Origin of the sequence: Calothrix sp. CCY 0018 (assembly GCF_963920925.1) — a bacterium.
GTDB lineage: Bacteria > Cyanobacteriota > Cyanobacteriia > Cyanobacteriales > Nostocaceae > Rivularia.
In genome coordinates this window covers 62,682-80,536 of the sequence record NZ_CAWUDI010000039.1, presented here as the reverse complement: position 1 = coordinate 80,536, position 17,855 = coordinate 62,682, and the positions used below count along the sequence as shown (strand labels likewise).

Annotated in this window: 15 protein-coding genes and 1 tRNA gene; 7 read left to right on the top strand and 9 right to left on the bottom strand. The window is 38.9% G+C overall.

Features of this window, described 5'->3' with window-relative positions; genetic code table 11:
* The first annotated feature begins 1,096 nt into the window (after positions 1 to 1,096).
* Positions 1,097 to 1,414: a thioredoxin family protein gene (locus ACM03V_RS25090; protein ID WP_414623520.1), complete on the top strand. Its 318-nt coding sequence runs from the start codon at positions 1,097 to 1,099 to the stop codon at positions 1,412 to 1,414.
* 118 nt (positions 1,415 to 1,532) lie between these two features.
* Here ACM03V_RS25090 and ACM03V_RS25085 read toward each other — a convergent pair whose 3' ends face one another.
* Together ACM03V_RS25085 and ACM03V_RS25080 are read right to left on the bottom strand one after the other, a co-directional pair.
* Positions 1,533 to 1,760, bottom strand: a complete 228-nt coding sequence (locus ACM03V_RS25085; protein ID WP_414623519.1) for a hypothetical protein — start codon at positions 1,758 to 1,760, stop codon at positions 1,533 to 1,535.
* A gap of 119 nt (positions 1,761 to 1,879) precedes the next feature.
* Positions 1,880 to 3,757, bottom strand: a complete 1,878-nt coding sequence (locus ACM03V_RS25080; protein WP_414623518.1) for a S8 family peptidase — start codon at positions 3,755 to 3,757, stop codon at positions 1,880 to 1,882.
* A gap of 229 nt (positions 3,758 to 3,986) precedes the next feature.
* On the opposite strand from ACM03V_RS25080, the gene ACM03V_RS25075 reads away from it, so the two are divergent.
* The 4 genes from ACM03V_RS25075 (at position 3,987) to ACM03V_RS25060 (ending at position 7,010) form a co-directional block, all read left to right on the top strand.
* Positions 3,987 to 4,421, top strand: a complete 435-nt coding sequence (locus ACM03V_RS25075; protein WP_414623517.1) for a hypothetical protein — start codon at positions 3,987 to 3,989, stop codon at positions 4,419 to 4,421.
* Between the two features lie 111 nt (positions 4,422 to 4,532).
* Positions 4,533 to 5,354 (top strand): bifunctional hydroxymethylpyrimidine kinase/phosphomethylpyrimidine kinase, encoded by an 822-nt coding sequence (gene thiD / locus ACM03V_RS25070; RefSeq protein ID WP_414623516.1) that lies wholly within the window; start codon positions 4,533 to 4,535, stop codon positions 5,352 to 5,354.
* Between the two features lie 259 nt (positions 5,355 to 5,613).
* A complete protein-coding gene (locus ACM03V_RS25065; RefSeq protein WP_414623515.1) occupies positions 5,614 to 6,222 on the top strand; it encodes a hypothetical protein in 609 nt (202 codons plus the stop codon).
* Positions 6,223 to 6,671: 449 nt separating this feature from the next.
* A complete protein-coding gene (locus ACM03V_RS25060; protein ID WP_190601427.1) occupies positions 6,672 to 7,010 on the top strand; it encodes a P-II family nitrogen regulator in 339 nt (112 codons plus the stop codon).
* Positions 7,011 to 7,087: 77 nt separating this feature from the next.
* Here the strand turns inward: ACM03V_RS25060 and rdgB are convergent, their stop codons facing one another.
* The 5 genes from rdgB to ACM03V_RS25035 all read right to left on the bottom strand — a co-directional run bounded on the left by rdgB (position 7,088) and on the right by ACM03V_RS25035 (position 13,715).
* Positions 7,088 to 7,660 (bottom strand): RdgB/HAM1 family non-canonical purine NTP pyrophosphatase, encoded by a 573-nt coding sequence (gene rdgB, locus ACM03V_RS25055; RefSeq protein ID WP_414623514.1) that lies wholly within the window; start codon positions 7,658 to 7,660, stop codon positions 7,088 to 7,090.
* A gap of 164 nt (positions 7,661 to 7,824) precedes the next feature.
* Positions 7,825 to 9,273, bottom strand: coding sequence for a phosphoglucomutase/phosphomannomutase family protein (locus tag ACM03V_RS25050; protein WP_414623513.1), 1,449 nt, complete (start codon positions 9,271 to 9,273; stop codon positions 7,825 to 7,827).
* Between the two features lie 460 nt (positions 9,274 to 9,733).
* Complete coding sequence (locus ACM03V_RS25045) at positions 9,734 to 10,255, bottom strand: plasmid segregation centromere-binding protein ParR (RefSeq protein WP_414623512.1); 522 nt, start codon at positions 10,253 to 10,255, stop codon at positions 9,734 to 9,736.
* A 5-nt stretch (positions 10,256 to 10,260) separates the two neighbouring features.
* On the bottom strand, positions 10,261 to 11,412 hold the full coding sequence (locus ACM03V_RS25040; protein ID WP_414623511.1) for a ParM/StbA family protein: 1,152 nt from the start codon (positions 11,410 to 11,412) through the stop codon (positions 10,261 to 10,263).
* Between the two features lie 1,235 nt (positions 11,413 to 12,647).
* Positions 12,648 to 13,715, bottom strand: a complete 1,068-nt coding sequence (locus tag ACM03V_RS25035) for a Gfo/Idh/MocA family oxidoreductase (protein ID WP_414623510.1) — start codon at positions 13,713 to 13,715, stop codon at positions 12,648 to 12,650.
* 765 nt (positions 13,716 to 14,480) lie between these two features.
* On the opposite strand from ACM03V_RS25035, the gene queC reads away from it, so the two are divergent.
* Positions 14,481 to 15,161: a 7-cyano-7-deazaguanine synthase QueC gene (gene queC, locus ACM03V_RS25030; protein ID WP_414623509.1), complete on the top strand. Its 681-nt coding sequence runs from the start codon at positions 14,481 to 14,483 to the stop codon at positions 15,159 to 15,161.
* A 166-nt stretch (positions 15,162 to 15,327) separates the two neighbouring features.
* Here queC and ACM03V_RS25025 read toward each other — a convergent pair whose 3' ends face one another.
* Positions 15,328 to 16,668, bottom strand: a complete 1,341-nt coding sequence (locus ACM03V_RS25025) for a hemolysin family protein (protein ID WP_414623508.1) — start codon at positions 16,666 to 16,668, stop codon at positions 15,328 to 15,330.
* 140 nt (positions 16,669 to 16,808) lie between these two features.
* Entirely contained in the window at positions 16,809 to 17,510 is a 702-nt protein-coding gene (locus tag ACM03V_RS25020) for a hypothetical protein (protein WP_414623507.1), read from the bottom strand.
* Between the two features lie 194 nt (positions 17,511 to 17,704).
* Between ACM03V_RS25020 and ACM03V_RS25015 the strand changes: the two genes are divergently transcribed.
* Positions 17,705 to 17,777, top strand: a tRNA-Ile gene (locus ACM03V_RS25015).
* The last annotated feature ends 78 nt before the right edge of the window (positions 17,778 to 17,855 follow it).

Below are 17,855 nucleotides of genomic sequence, written 5' to 3'. Positions count from 1 at the left end.
TTTATATGTCAAATTTCTACCGACATACATATTTATACAGTTTTATCCGGAAAGTGCCCGTTATTTAAAGTACATAGAATTGGTAGATGCACCCTGATAACTGTCTCCCCCGGTAAGCCTACAAGCTAGCTGGGGGATTTTTATATGTCAAATTTCTACCGACATACATATTTATACAGTTTTATCCGGAAAGTTGCTGTTAAATACAGTACATAGAATTGGTAGATGCACCCTGATAACTAACTCCCCTGGTAAGCCTACAAGCTAGCTGGGGGTTTTATTCGGAAAGTCAAAACAAAGTTTTATCGACAAACCTCTCCGGAGATATAAATCTTACCGGAATAAAGGGAATTGTTGAAAATTTTAGATCCAATTTGATAACTAACTCACCTTAAGAAATTTATAACTATTAAGTATCTTTTCTTAAGTAATACAACTCAAATTTTTTGCCTTTACTTAGCCATTCTCCGAGGATAAACTCTACGAACTACTAAGTAGTCAAATATATTTAAGTAGAGTATTCAATCTAACATACTTTTATGGAAAAATGACATTGTGTCAAAACCTTTTATATTTATGACATTAATCGCTGTAAGCTTTGATATGACTGTTTTTGATAAACACAATTTCTGAATTGCAAGCAGAAAGCGATTACTTCAAACTTTCCCTATTATCAAGCTTTCTCGATATTTCTACCGTTCTCAGCTTCATCTAGGTAGAAGGCAAGTAATCTGTTTCTTATTTTTAAAGATTTCACTGTATTTACGTAAACCAAGTGGACAAAAGAATAATTAATTCTTTACTGCCAATCACTCGCCGTTCGTATGGTTGGTAAATAGCGCCCTAAAATAATTGCGATACGTAAAGCGTCAGCCTCCGGCTGATCGCGACTGTAGATTACTCATCCAGATAACCTATAACTAAAGCAGGTAGCCTCTAAGCATTTACTCGTATAAAGCTGCATACCTTACTTGATATCAACAGTCGATTCCGAAGGATAAAAAGTTCCCCAAACTGGAATTGTTTTGTATGGTACGATATCGTGTTGTATTTTATAAACTATGAAATAGCTCAAATTTAGTTCAAATTTAAAATTATGCCTTTATCTGTAATTAAATTTTCTAGCGAAGATTGCGGTATTTGTCACAAAATGTCTTTTTACGACAAAAAGGTGGCTGAAGAACTCGGTTTAGAATTTATTGATGTCAAAATGCAGGATACCGCTACCTATCGCAAGTATCGTAAAGTTTTATTAACTCAGTATCCAGATAAATCAGAAATGGGATGGCCTACCTATATTGTCTGCGATTCTCCAGAAGAAGAACCAGCAATTGTGGGTGAAGTGAAAGGAGGACATCCCAAAGGAGAATTTAGAACTCGGCTGCAATCGGTTCTTGATGAAAACAGCAATTAGTTAAATATTGTGTTGATGAAACCTAAACTCTTGTAGAGACGCGATATAATGCCCTGGCGGGCACGCAATACCTACGGTACGCTCAGCTAGGCGCTAACGCGTCTCTACATCATCAACGCTAATTTGTAATATCAAAAGATTTGACTTCTAGCACGGGGCCAATCATAGCAGCAGTCATTACATCTTCGCGTACATCTCCGGTGACTTCTGCTTTTTGTCCTGCTTGAAGTAGACTTTTATCTGCTCCTCTCATAATTTCATAGGTTTTCCCATCTTCACCGACGAATGCCCAAGCACCCATGCCAATATCGCGGCGTTCAACAGTTCCTTTAACTTTAATGCTCATATTCGTTGTTAGTTATTAGCTGTTAGTTGTTAGTGGTTGTTAGTTAATAGTTAGCAGTTAGTAGCTAGTTATTCGTTTTTAAGAACTTCAACTAACTACTAATTACTAACAACTAACAACTAAGTTGTTTGTTCGTCGTTTTTGACTGTAAAACGAGCCAACATGAAGCAAAGTATTGCGTTAGCAATTAAGAATCCACGGGCTAACATACCATCTCCCAATCCCCAAACGGCTGGATCTGTTACAGAACTTACGGCTAAACAAGCTGCAACTCCCAAACTCGAACCGATCGCAAACCACTTCCACTTTGAATTTCCGAGTAGCAGTGCCATTAAGACAATGGGAGCTAGAACGCTGGCAAATAATGGGTTAAAAGGATTGGTACCTTGTAAGGTATTACCTAGTTCGGGAATAGAGCTACCAAGCAAACGCATAGGCCATTGAGGAAGGTCAAAGATGTAAAATCCTTTAAGGAAAAATAATCCAGAACTACCTGCAACTAAACCACTAGCTAAACTCCAAGTCCAAGTGAAGGGGAAATAAACTCGTAAAAACCAAGCTAGTAAGTAAGAACCCACCACCATTAAAATCTTTGGTAGGAGTGCTACCATACCGCCATCAATCCAGAAACCTGGGTTCAAATAGCCGCTATCGCGCAACCAGCGGAAGAAGTCTTGAAAACTGATTGTTCCTTGTTCGGCAAGGGTAACAGCTGCTTCAGCATTTAATTGTCCGGCACCATAATAGTTCAAGCCGTCATCTTGGATAACTCTTGCTGATTGTGCCAAAACTTTGACAATTTCGTCTGGCTCTTCTACTCCACTAGCTTTAACTAATGCAGCAACACCAGCAACGTGGGGTGAAGCCATACTTGTTCCCTGCAAGCCAAGAAAAACTTCTTCGCCTTTGCTGTCCATATCAACCGTTGCTTGCAAAATTTTGCCAGCATCGCTACCGCCGGGAGCAGAAATATCTACTCCAGCACCATAGTTAGAATAAGGCGCTTTCAAGCCATCGGGGCCTAAAGCGGAAACTGCAAACACATTAGGATAACGTGCGGGATAGGAAGCAGCGTTCTGATTTTCATTCCCAGCAGCGGCAATGATTACTACACCTTTGCTGTGAGCGTAGTTAATTGCATCTTTCATCAACTGGCTTTCACCGCCACCACCCAAGCTCATGTTAATCACATCTGCGCCATTATCGGCAGCAAATTTAATCGCTTCGGCAATATCGGCTACCGTACCGCCGCCATAGCCACTAAGTACCTTCAAAGGCATTAAATTGGCTTCGTAAGCGACTCCAGCTACACCCCAACTATTATTAGTAGCTTGGGCAATGGTACCGGCAACGTGGGTACCATGTCCGTTGTCGTCTGAGGCATTTTCTCTATCGTTTACAAAGTCGTAGCCTTTGACAAATTCGGTTTCAACTAAATCGCGCACCTTGGTAACGCCGGTGTCAATCACGGCTACCGTCACGCCTTTGCCTCTAGTTTTATCCCACGCCCCTTCAATGTTGATACTATTGAGGTGCCACTGTTGGCTGTAGAGGGGGTCGTTAGCACCTTTAAGACTTGGCTTTACTTCTTCTAAGATACCGTCGTCGGATGACTGTAAATATTCAGCCTCCCGCGCAATTTTATCTTGTTCGGGATTGCCCGATTCTGGAATTTTATATATATAGTTTGGCTCGATAAATTCCGTGTCTCTGGCTAGTTCTGACTTACGCAGTTTTTTGATGCGCTGCCTATCCCCTTCGATAATATAAACATTATCCTTTTTGGAAAATTGATTATCTAATCGAGGAGTCACATTGTACTTTTGAGCTATTGCTTGCAAATCTTGCTGCAATTCTCGGGCGGGAATATCTTCCCGGAAATCTAGTACAATCGTCTCAAATTCGCCCTGAGATGCGAGTCCCTTAACATTAACAAAAGTTAACAGGGCAAAACTCAACCCGATGACAAACAAGCAGAATAATATAAGTTTTTTCATTGAATCTAACAGTGGCTATTTGTCAGTTTGAACACTACCTTAGCTTACACACAACCTTCTTTACCTGAAGACAGAAGGATATTTACAAAGTTTGCAAGTTATGTATCCTTGAGCGGGACTTAGGCAAACTCCTCTTAGTCAGGAAGAAGATTGTAGCACCTGATATACTACATTCTTTTTTATTGTGGCGTAATTCTATTTTATTGTCAGCAAAAATCAAGGTTATTTTATGGAACGTGGACTTTTATGGCTACCTTTGCTAATAGCGTTTTTTTGGTTAGCTTGGCAAGGTTCTAGAGAATTTAAAAAAGTTGAAGCTTATCGTATTTGGGCAGAAAATTTTGACAGAGCGAAATACGATATTTATGCAGTTTTAGCTCAGAAAGAAAACGAGATGACCTGGGGTAAACCGACTGTCAAGGGTATTGTAGATTTAAAAACTTTTTCTTTAAACGATGTTGAAAATATAAATCTTTTGATAGATGACAACCCCATTAATATAGATGAATTACCCCAGAAAGCTACAAAAATTGAATTAGAATTTGTACTTCCCGAAGCTTCTGAATCTATTCGCGTACCTTTTACAGAAATTCCTTTAGCAGGAGAATGGGGAAAGTTTCTACAAAAGGAACTGCAAAGAATTGAACAACAAGCAGAAAAATAAAACACTTGAAAAAAATACAACTTGAAATTGTTACACCTTGAACGAGATCAAACTGTGAAAAATCCTGTATTTTAAGGTCATAGTTCCTAATGCGTATTTCTAAATAGATTGATGAACACCAAATCAACATCCAAGGTGCCCGTTGCTTTGACTATTGCTGGTTCCGATAGCGGTGGTGGTGCGGGAATTCAAGCCGATCTACGCACCTTCGCTTTTCATTGCGTCCACGGTACTAGCGCTATTACCTGCGTTACCGCACAAAACACTTTGGGTGTAATGCGCGTTGATGCAATGCCGTCATTAGCTGTTGAGCAACAAATTAAGGCTGTATGCGATGATATCGGGGTGCAAGCAGCCAAAACTGGAATGTTGCTGAATCAGGAAATTATTACTACAGTTGTCAAACAAATCGAAACTTTACAAATTCCTAATTTGGTGGTAGATCCGGTGATGGTGTCGCGCACGGGAGCGCAATTAATTGACGATGAAGCCGTGAAAACCCTTCGCGATTCTCTTATACCTTTAGCCGCAATTTTGACTCCTAACCGATACGAAGCCCAAATTCTTAGCGGTTTAGAAATTAAATCTCTCGATGACATGAAAGCAGCAGCGCAAACCATTCACGAAAAATTAAAAGTCAAAGCCGTTTTGGTTAAAGGTGGTGGAATGCAGGGAAGTTTGCGCGGCATAGATATTTGGTTTGATGGTAAAAATCTTGAAACTTTACTTATACAATTAGTAGCTACCAAAAATACTCACGGAACTGGTTGTACTTTATCCGCTGCGATCGCCGCTAATTTAGCACGAGGAGATAGTCTATTTAAAGCAGCACGTCAAGCAAAGGAATATGTTTCTCATGCATTAAGTAATGCTTTGGACATTGGCAAAGGACAAGGACCTGTAGGGCACTTTTTTCCTTTATTAAAAAAATAATCTTATCTATCTCGAAAATTGTTTCGCATTGTTAATTTAATGGTGACAAATGTCACCCTTAAATATTAAAAATCATATTTTTAATGATAAGTTTACTGTTATGCTTTGTCATACAAGTTAGCAAAGATATTTTTTGTTTTTAAAGCTTCCTTATATTATTCTCAGATATATCAGATACTTTTTACTTTTTATTTTTTAGTATTTGCAGACAATAGTTATAGTAAACCGGAATGACGTTTATCTTTGAGACTAAGTACTTATGCGAACAATTACAGATTCTGGCTACAACCAATCACCAACACCAGCAAACCAAGCTTATTCAGCTTCCGTACCGTTAAGTGTATATCGTGAATTAGCCGCAGAATTACAAGCGACACAAATAGCAATACATCAACTTAATCAACAAAACGAACATTTAGCGCAAGAAAATCACGTGCTTCGTCAAGAAATCGCTAAAACCGTTAATGCTGTTTTACATTTACAAAATGCAGTTAATTATAAAGCGAATGTTGCCTACAATAGCAGTCCGTCGCCTTCTTTCAACCAAACACCAGTAGAAACAAACCAGAAGCAATATGCACCACACAAACCAAAACCACAACATCAACGTCAACAGGTAGCTCCAAAGCGAGTAAAACATCATTCGCGTAAATCGCCAGTTATGCCTCAAGTAACTGAATATATTGAACCTCTACCAGAACCAATATTTATAGAAGAAGAACAAGCAACCTATTACTATGATGATGAATCGCAAATGTCACAAGTCAGTGGCTGGTGGCTGATTTTTGCAATTGTTTTTATTATTGTTATGGGTTTTGGCGCTGGTTATGTCGTTGTACGTCCTCTTTTAGAAAATCACACTCGCTGATAATTGTTAATGTTAGATTTTAGACTTTAGATTTATAGTTTATAGTTGATTTGAAAAGCTACAAAATAAGTCAATAAATCGTAAGACTAAAGCAACAGGAACCAGCATATTGGTATTAGCCATAAAACTAGTAATTAAGGCAGAAAAAATATTTACTTAGTATTTAATTAATTTATATAATTTTCTACAGTCAGATAAAATGAAGGTATGTGTCAGTTTATTATTAGACTTACGCAATTGTATTAAGAAATTAAGTTTCTCAGTTCTCAAAATTATCTTAAAATTTCCCAAGCATAGTAGCGGATGACCTAATTTGCGATCGCTGAGAATATCGTATTTTGAGAGACAGCAAATGGTACAAATTAATTGAATTGAGTTTGCCAGTTACCTTATGAGACTGGGAATCTGGTTAGATAGATAAAGCGAAATTTTTGTAAGGAGAAATTCAAATGAAAAAAGTAGAAGCGATTATTCGTCCCTTTAAGCTGGATGAAGTAAAAATTGCTTTAGTTAATGCCGGTATAGTCGGTATGACAGTTTCTGAAGTACGCGGATTCGGGCGGCAAAAGGGACAAACCGAACGTTATCGTGGTTCCGAGTACACCGTTGAATTTCTGCAAAAACTCAAAGTAGAAATCGTTGTAGAAGACGCTCAAGTTGATATGGTGGTAGATAAAATTATTGCCGCTGCCCGTACTGGTGAAATTGGCGATGGTAAGATTTTTATATCGCCGGTAGAGCAAGTTGTACGGATTCGTACCGGAGAAAAGAATACCGAAGCGGTGTAAAAAAGTAATGAAGTTTGAAGTCTGAAGTTTGAAACATAAAATTGAATCATTCTTCATTCTTTAAACTTCATTTTGATTTATGGTTTTAATTTTTCTAACTGGGGAAGTAAACTAGCAAGGGCTTTACCTCGATGACTAATTGAGCGCTTCACCTCTGAAGTCATCTGAGCAAAAGTTAATTGCTTTTCAGGTACCAAAAAAATTGGATCGTAGCCGAAACCTTTGTCACCGCGAATTTCATGAAGAATCTCACCGCGACAAACACCTTCAGACTCCAAAACAATAGTGCCATCCCAACGAGCAATAGCGATCGCACAAGCAAATTGTGCTTTCCGATTGGTTTCGTCTCCTAATTCTTTTAATAATCTAGCAATACGTTCGGAATCCGACGCACCGTAACGGGCTGAATAAACCCCCGGAGCGCCATTCAATGCATCCACCTGTAAACCAGAATCATCAGCTACAGCCCAATTATTAGTAGCAATTGCAATTTCAGAAGCCTTTAGACGAGCATTCGCAGCAAAAGTATCGCCAGTCTCTTCAACGTCTAATTCCTGCGGTTTGAGAACTAACTCCCAACTTAAATCCGCAAGATATTTTTGCAATTCTTTTAACTTACCGGGATTTGATGTAGCTACAACTAGTTGCATAAATCAATTCGATTTTAGATTTTAGATTTTAGATTTTAGATTAGGAGTAGGGAGTAGTGAGTAGGGAGTTAATAGTGAGGATTTAGGATTAATATTTCAAATTTCTCGCCATCCCCCCATCCCCTTGTCCCCTTGTCTCCCCCTCTCCCCCTCTCCCCATCACCTTACCGCTCTGCCCAATCTTTCGCCCAAGCTAAAGTTTTGTGTACTTCTTCAAGGGTAGATGCTTCGCAGTACAGGCGCAAAACTGGTTCGGTGCCGCTAAAGCGAATCATTAACCAGCTGTCGTCATCAAGACGGAATTTGTAACCGTCAATTGTTTTACAATCAACTACTTGCTTTCCGGCGATTTCTTTTAATGGTTCTTTTTGTAATTGTTGCAAAAGCCGCTCTCTTGCTTCCATTCCGGAGAGAGGTAAGTCGATGCGATCGTATGCTGAGTTAAAATTAACTTGTTTTTGTAAATGACTGTAATACTCACCCAAATCCATTCCTGATTCTACAATTGCTTCTAATACATACAATGCACTAAGTAATGCATCTCGTTCGGGAATGTGGCTTCCATAACCGATTCCACCCGACTCTTCACCACCTAACAAAACTTGTGCATCTAACATTCTATCGGCGATGTACTTATAACCGACAGGGGTTTCGTACAGCGATAAATTATGTAATTTCGCTACCATTGGAATCAAATCCGAACCGCTGACTGTTTTGACGATTTCGCCAGTAAAGCCGCGTCTTTGAGTCAAATGGTCAATTAATATGGGAATCAAGATTTGCGAGCTAAGGAAGTTTCCGTTGCCATCTACAGCCGCAATTCTGTCACAATCACCATCAAATACTAATCCCACTGATAAACCTTCAGGGTTAGCTTTGCGGTGATTTTTGATTACATTTATAAATTTAGAAATATACTTTGGTAAAGGTTCCGGGGCACCACCCTCAAATAACGGATCGCGATCGCTATTAATTTCTTGGACTTTATCCCCTAAAAGCATTCCCAATCCACCTGCGGATGCACCGTGCATTGCATCGGTAAATAAAGTCAGCTTACCCGAACTTATGGCATCTCGAATTTTGTCAATATTGACTTTACCAACTAAACCCTGGGTATAGCTTTGCCAAGGATCGAAGGTTTCGATCTTACCTTTTTCTCTATTTTCTCTATTAAAAGATAATTCTTCTGTCAGCAAACTTTCAATTTCTTTAGTCACATCTGGAGGTACCGAACCACCGAAACAACTTTTAACCTTTAATCCCGAATACTTCCCCGGATTGTGAGAAGCTGTAATTACCAAAGCTCCTAAAGCATTTTGAGCCTTTGCTGCCCAACTAAAAGCTGGGGTTGGAGCAAAATCTTCAGTCAAAACTACATCAAAGCCTGCATCCGTTACTATGTCAGCAACAAAACGAGCAAAATCTTCCGCCATGAATCGGCGATCGTGACCAACAATAATGGTACGACTACTTACCATCTTGCCGTATGTATTTAATAATACTTGCGCGGCTACTGGCGCAACTAAGGCTAAACGTTCAAAAGTGAACTCCGAGGCAATAACGCCGCGCCATCCGTCGGTACCAAATTTAATGGGTTTGCTGGCAACAGGCATTTGATTATCCTATATTTAATTTCTACTCGATGGATTCTAGCATTTACTTTATATAAGGGTAAAAAAAGTTTTACGTAAAATTGTAAAACCTAAGTAAAGATTTTATTATTTGCCGATCAAAAAGGTTAGTTATGATACAATTTTTAATTAAAAACAATATCTAGTACAAGTCGGCGTAAATAAGGCAACCATAAAAAATGGCTGAAAAGCTTAGAAAATCAAACTTCTTACTTCTTACTTCTTACTTCCGCGAAGCGGTACTAGCTGTATTTATTTCTGCTTAATTATTTAGTATAAATTATGACTGGTCGCGTTTAAGTTGCAAAAATAAACGTAAAAGTATGGCTGTCAAACATGATTATCCAAGTAGCAAGACGGTAGAGAAAAACTCGAATGAAGCAACCAACCGCCGTAATCGGATGTTTGACAGCAACACAAAATATACACACCCTGCTTTCCCTTAAAAATCATCCACAAGCTCGCTCAAGCGGCTGATTAAAGGGTCTTCCTCTTCATGAGGAGTTTTGATGTCGTAAGCTTGTACGGAAGTATTATTTACTACTTCCGGTACTACTGTTTGATTTGATGGCTGAACGACTAAACCTTGATTGACCATCATCGCCAACTGAGCCACTTGCTGACTAAGCTGTGTCAAGTGTTGTTCCATCGTCGCCAAGCGATTTGATTCCCTAGTAAAGAAACGTTCCTCAAGGTCAGCTATTTTTCTTTCCAGGTCAGCAATATATTCTCCCACCTCAGACGGTGGTTTCGGTTTTGGTATTGGTGCTGCTGTTGGCTGCGGATCTGGTCGCACAGATTCCGGCACGCACAAAGCTTGCCATAAAGCTTCTTTACAGAGGTCGCTGAAAGTCTTATCAGGCTCTTTTTCTAAGTGCCTTTCAACTACATCTAACAAGCTTTCGTCCGCTACCCCTGGATTGAACGTAACCGATTTAACTACTTTTTTTGACCATTGGAACATTAGTTTTAAGACCTAGAAGAGCGACTGGCCGATAATTGTGCCTCTCCATAAATATACTGCCCCAAGGCGTTAGCTTGTCGGGAAGGTGCAGCTAAATGAGCATTAATTTTTGCTTCTTTAAGTAAACGTTGAACGTCTTCCCAGAAAAATTCACCACCACCGCCGGTGAGAATTACATCGGTAACACGTTCTGGCAGCCATTCTAAAACACGAGTACAGATTTCGCGGGAAAACATTTCGATTAAATTGGGAAGAAAATCATCTAAATTAGTAGGTTTACTCGAACCTCTAGGACGATAGAAGCGTTCGCCTTTTGGCTTATTTACCGCAGCAATTAAGGACAAAGACTGACTATCGGCACCTTCAATTTCGGCGGCTACTAATTCGTAAAATTTGCTCATTCCAAAGTCTTCACTCTTAGAAGCACCTCTTGCAAAACGGAAGTTATCTACCATCAAGCAATCTGTTGTTTGGTGCCCAATGTCTACAATCGCCGCAGAAACTTTGGTAAAGTCGGCTGCTCCAGGTGCTTTCTTAGGCTGGGATTCACACCACAGTAAGCTACCGTAACCCTCTGGCATAACCCAAACTTTAGTCACGTTGACTGTAACAGGTTCGCCACGAAAGTTCATTACGTGAGGACCAGTAACTTGAGATATGAGTTGTGCTTTTTCCTTTTCAAACTGTTCTTGAGAAAGGTAAGGAAGACCCAAAATTACTGAAATTTCATCATTGAGTTTGAAGTATCCAGCACTTGCTAACACTTTGATCAGTGCAGATTCAACCTTAGATTGACCTACTCCTAAATCGGCTCCAAAGTCTGCTGCTAGTTGACCTACAGCATAACCATTACCTTGGTATTCCAGCCAAAGATCCATCAAAGGATCTGTTGCACGAGCTTCAAAAACTCCTCCTCGTACTTGTTCCATTGTCATTTGCTTGACGTTGGAAGATACGAAAACCACGCTACCAGGCTCGCGATTCACGGTGGTTTTGGTGGAAGTTCGACCAAGGTCTACACTAAGAATATTCTTGCTCCCACCAATCGGCGCATTATTGAGTTTGGGATTTGGATTAATCGGAGTAGATGCCGTTACTCTATTCATTGGTATAGCAGCGGCATTCATTGGGGTAGCAGCGGAAGGTTGGTCTGTCATGGAAATTCCTAGTTTCTACTTAGCTCTAAACAAGTTACCATGCTAATCTTACTTGCATTCATTTATCATCCATTCATAAAATGCGTCAACTCTAATTAAAACTTAAGCAAAATTTACTTAGGTACCTTACTTAGAGCTAGTGCCGCTGTTCGTTTGTGGATGGGTTAACAAAGTACAAACAATCGCAAAGTTATTTGAAGCCCGTTAAAGAAGGGCAGTAAGTTTACCTAAAACGTTAGTGAAGCCAATTTTTTGTGTTTTGTTACTTTCGTCTCAACTTCAGTTTTATCGCTTTAATCGCAAGCGATATAGCCACATTATTTTTGTAGAATTGAAAAGAGCGGGTTCTTGCGACTTAACAAACTACTCTATAACTGACTACAATACAGCGCTTTTTCTGAGTATGTTAGCAAACCTACCCATGTATCGCCACCATGTACGTGTAAAACAGGTAAGTTATTATCGGGATAAAGAGTAATGTATTTATGAATTTTAAATTACATAGATTATCCGTAAGCTATATCTCAATAACGTTGAAAGTACCAAACCACTGTTTTTGCCTTCCTTTTGGCTGGTTTAAATATTGCTGAATGCGAGATCCGACGGAGCTATCTTTGTTTTCATCAACAAAGCCCTAACATAAAAGAATATTTTTTAGGCTATGCTTCGTTGCGTTTTTTACTATATATCTATCTTGCGATAAATATTTATCGATGCAATATTCGACACACTCAACCTTAATACTATATTTTAAATTGTCACAGTATTCCCCAAAAATTAGCTGAATGTATATTCCATAAAAAGTGCATTATTTCTATGTCAAAAATCAAGTCAAATTGACTACACTATAGAAATTTTTTTATTTATCCGTCTGGAATTTGTTGCCAAGTTGAAAGGAGTAACAAGCAAGATGCACTTACTCATTACTCCCTATAAGCTAACAAAAGCAGGATTTACATAGCGATGACGGAAAGTATAGTTTTCTAAACCCTTTGGATCGGTAGTGCTAAGAAGATTAAAATCATGATGCAGTTAACCGCATTAATCCTGATGGGTAATAAAGATTTGTAGTATGAAGCCCTCTCACGCCTTGGTGCGGCGGCTAGCCAAGCGTACCGTAGGTATTGCGCCTGTCTGCCTTTGATATGGATCTTGCTAGCTTTGTGAGAACCAGGGAGCGAGACGCTGCCACTACAAATGCTTTAAATATAAGAATTGATCAAACGCAGCATTACTTAGATAGTAGGACTGAAGGACTGTATAATTGGCTCGGATTGACTATCTAATGGGTTCCAAACTTTATCAGATGCAGCCATTTGTTCGATTAAACTGGCTAATCTAAGAGCTTTGAGAGCTTGTTCGCCACCAACAGAAGGTTGATTGCCACCCCGCACGCAATTAACAAAGTGTTCAAGTTCAGCCCTTAATGCTTCTACATTTGAGGTGTAGACTTTTTCGATCAAACCATCTTGCTTATACGATTGTTGAAAATCTGTTGCCGAGTTAGATGTAGGATATCGGTGAATCCAAATTTCATTTTTGAGGAAATCAGCCTCGGTAAATGAACTTTTGCAGTGAGCTACTATTGTGCGTATTTTACGGTGAGTGATTTTACTAGCAGTCAAGGTAGCAACAATACCATTAGCAAACCCCAAAGTAGCAGTTACATAATCTAAATAGGTAGAGTTCGGAGTACGAGTTCCACTAGCTGATAGCTTAACCACTGGTGCGGCAGCTAATTCTAAAAGCAAATCAATGTCATGAATCATCAAATCGAGAACAACTGAGACATCATTTGCCCGATTTGAATAAGGACTCATTCTATGAGCTTCTAGCGCCAGTAATTCCTCGTTTTTAAGAACTTTAGTCAGTTCCCCAAAAGCTGGCTTGAAGCGCTCTATATGACCTACTTGTAAGATACAGCCAGATTCTGCTGCGGCATTGACTAAAGATTCTGCTTCAGAAATATTAGCAGCGATTGGCTTTTCAATCAGAACATGGATTCCTGCTAGTAGACAATTTATACCGACGGCATAATGCAAACGAGTAGGAACGGCAATACAAACCGCATCTACATGAGGTAACAACTCGCAGTAATCCTCAAAAAACTTAATTTTGAAATTACTAGCGGTTTCTAACCCTCGTTCAACATCAACATCGGATACACCAACTAGTTCCACATCTTTCATCGAACTTAGTACACGGGTATGATGTCTTCCCATGTTGCCAACACCAATTACGCCTACACGAATGGGGCGCGGTTGATGACGCTGTACGTATCCATTTTTTTCTCCCGCTGACATGCTGCTATCTTGCACTCTAATTTTCTCTCCTCAACCACCAACTTCAAAAACGCTACAAACGTTGGCTTTTATACTTTATTGCCAAAAAAGTAGCCACCTAAAACCATCCAGATGGTAACATAGAGGCTCTATTTATGAAGAATTTCAAAGTTTGCTATGAGTTCCCGATATCTGTCTTTATTTTGTATAGTCGGTTTTTCTGGATGATTTTTTTAATTTTTTACAAAAAAAATATTATCTCTTTTTATTAGCTTCAAATTTTGCCAACAACTTGAAGTTGCCGATCGCTTTTAGCCTAAGTTATAACACTGAATTAAATAAGTTATTTTATACAAATATCCGCAATTCGGGATAATTAGTTGTATGTCAGATTAATAACGCATATCAGACAAAATGAAGAAAATTATCATAAATGATTGATTGCAGAATAAATCATCTTTTAAGTATTTAGCAAAGATAAGTAGTGCTTTTTGATTCATCTAAATATAATAATATTTATCAAAGTAATCGGTAATATAAAATTTAAAACATCTTTTAAAACAAGATTTTTATTACTTGCAAATCTTAAATTAACATTTAATAAACTGAATTAAAAAAAAGCCAGTTTGCCGAATGTAAGACAGTTTTTGCAATTCTCTACGATTAACGATAATTAAATTATAGCGAATATAAGCAACCGTTTTAATTAATCGTCCTGTTTGAAAGGTAGGATATTTAAAATCCGATATTTTGAAGTAACATTTGTGCGAAAAACTAGTTCTTAAAATGAAAGCTATTATTTTATTATCTGGAGGACTTGATTCTTCCACAGTTTTATATAAAGCGCTAGCCGATGGGTATGAATGTCACGCTATAAGCTTTGATTATCAACAAAGACATAGAAAAGAATTGCATTCAGCACTTTCAGTAGCCCAAAAAGCGGGTGTTGTCGAGCATCAGGTGATTAAATTTGATTTAACGCAATGGGGTGGTTCGGCACTTACAGATAATTCTATCGATTTACCTCAAGAACGTTCCTTAAAGGAAATGTCTCAAAACATTCCCGTCACCTATGTTCCTGCAAGAAACACTATATTTCTAAGCTTCGCTGTTTCTTATGCCGAAACCATCGCCGCAGAAAGAATTTATATTGGCGTAAATGCTTTAGATTATTCTGGATACCCCGATTGTCGTCCCGATTATATTCAAGCGATGCAAGAGGTATTTCGCTTAGGAACCAAACAAGGGCGTGAAGGAAATCCCATCAATATCGTCACACCTCTAATAGATTTGAAAAAAACCGAAATCATTCAACTAGGTAATAAATTAGGAGTTCCCTGGGAGCTAACTTGGTCTTGCTATAGCGGTGGTGATGTAGCCTGTGGTGTCTGTGATTCTTGTCGCTTGCGTCTCGCTGCCTTCGACGAATTGGGATTAACCGATCCGGTGGAGTATGTGGTGAGGTAGGGGGATGGGGTGATGGGGGGATGGGGAGATGGGGGGAAATAATTACTAATTCCTAACTCTCCTATCCCCAATTGCCAATTACCAATTACCCATGCCCCATGCCCAACTTCTAACACCTAACACCTAACTCCTAACACCTAACACCTAACTCTTAACTCCTAACTAATTAAAGCCTTCTTACTTGAATTTGCTGTAAGCGAGGGCCAGTTACTGAGGCTACTGTAAATTCTAAATTTTTATAGCGGAAACTTTCGCCAATAATAGGAATTTTTTGTAGTTGATACAGCATGAAGCCTCCGAGGGTTTGATATTCTTTTGTTAAAGGTAAATTAAGTTCTAACACTTCGTTGAGGTCTTCTAAATTTATTTGTGCTTGAACTAGAAAAGTCTGCTCGTCTAACATTTTGATCAGCAAGTCATTGCTGTTTTGTGTTTCACCAATATCACCAATGATTTGAGCAACTATATCTTGGATAGTTACTAATCCTACAGTACCGCCGAATTCATCTACGATTACGACCATAGCGAGCTTTTCTTGCTGCATCATGGGCAATAGTTCATTTAGGGGTGTATGTTCGGGTACAAACCTTGCAGGACGCATATAGGAATGAATTGGTGTATCTAAGGTCAGTTGCCCTAATGCTAAAGGCTGCGTCAAATCTTTGAAGTAGACAACACCGCGAATATCATCCAAAGATTCCCCAAATATTGGGTAGCAAGAATGACCGGCATTTGCCATTTCTTCCAGGAAAATTTGTAAAGTTGTGTTTTTAGATAGGGCTACTATGGTGCTGCGAGGAACCATTACAGCTTGAACCGTCACTTCCCCAAACTCAAAAATATTTTTTAATAGTTCTCGCTCTCTTGCTCTTAACCCAGTGGATTCTCTTTCTGTAGAAATAATTAACAACAATTCTTCTGGAGTCACTGGTGGCCTCCAGCTTTTACCAGTGTATTCAATACCGAATAGCCGCAATAAGAAACGAGTTGATTGATTAAGAATCCAGATAAACGGGCTAAAAAATCTGACAATAGCTGTAACAGAAGGTCCCAAAAATCTTGCTAACTCTTCCGAATAAAGCATTGCTACGGATTTAGGACATAATTCTCCTATCACTATTTGTAAATAAGCTATTAAAAAAAAGGTTATGGGAACTGATAGAGAATGAGCGATAAAAAGATTTAACCCCCCCGGTACGGGTAAAGATTTCAACCATACATTAATCAGTTCAACAATTGTACTTTCCCCAATCCATCCCAGCGCCAAACTTGAAAGAGTAATGCCCAACTGGGTTGTGGATAGCAGTCTATCAATGCTACGTTGCAGTACTTCCACGGCGATCGCCTGAATATCCCCAGCTTGAACCAACTGATGAATGCGCGATCGCCGTACTGTCACCATTGAAAATTCTGCGGTGACAAAAAAGGCATTGATGGCAATAAGAAGTAAGACTGATAAGAATCTCAGCCCTACTTCCGTCCAATTTAGATTATGAAAACCATCCACCGCCTATTCTCATGTAAAACACAGATGCCAGCTAATTCCTTGATACTGAAATTTTAGATTTAAGAGATTTATCTTGAATTTAATTTTAATTAAAATCATTAATCTAAAATTCATAATCTCACATTTAATATTCCCCTTGACTACTTTTCTACAGGAATATTTGATACTTCCAAGCGTAATTTCTGTGCCGGGTAATCTGTAAGGGCTAAGGAAATCCGTTTGACATCATCAAGTAAAGCTGTGGGAATACTGATGGTACCGAAAGATGTTGAGCCATTGGAAGCTAATTCCGACGGTAAACCTTCTGTCGAAGCACTTAAAGTTCTTCCTTTATCATCCGTAACATCTAGGAAACTGTAAAGGAAGCGTACTGATTCATCACTTTTATTATCCATTTTTACTTTCAGCAATAAAGCACCTCCTGAATACCGGGCTGACTGCACTGAAAGTGTTACACCTTCGCTTTCGGCTTGAACGGGAAATCCTGCTTGAGGTTTCTCTTCGGCTTCGGGTGGCTTCTGCTCTCGTTTGCGTTTAGTGTCTTTTTTACCTTCTTCTAAGTCATCGACCTTTTTAGATTTAGCCGCCTTAGTTTTACCTTCAATTCGTGCTTTAACAATTTTAAGGATTTCTGATTCTTTGACAAAGGTTACTCCTTCTTTGTCTTGACCACCACTTGTCCCTTTCCTGGCAAACTTGGTAGTAGGACGAGCATCTGGTGCTGTGACACCTTTAAGAGCCGCACTTCCTAAAGTAAACCCCCAAAAGGCGCTTACGGAACCAGCCCCTAACATCAGGGTTAGCAAAATTAATGTCAGAAGTACAGTGGAATTTAGTTTCATCGCTGAATAAATATAGCTGGAGGGGCGTAAAGATAAACGAAAGCTATGGAAGTTTATAGTTCCTCAATATTCATGTAGAACTTGAATATTTATTAGTTTGCACTATTTTGTTGTCAAATGATGTAACATAATATCTGGCAATTAATTAGCGAGCTTACACAAAAAAGTAAACTTGCGATATAATTACTAATCAGCCAGGGTTGGCCGATCGGTTGAGGCAACGAACTCATAATTCGTGTTAGGCAGGTTCAACTCCTGCACCCTGGATTTTAATAATTTAATTTAATAATACAATTGAGTCATTAGAGCTTTTGATTAAGAACTAATGACTAATAATTTACTATG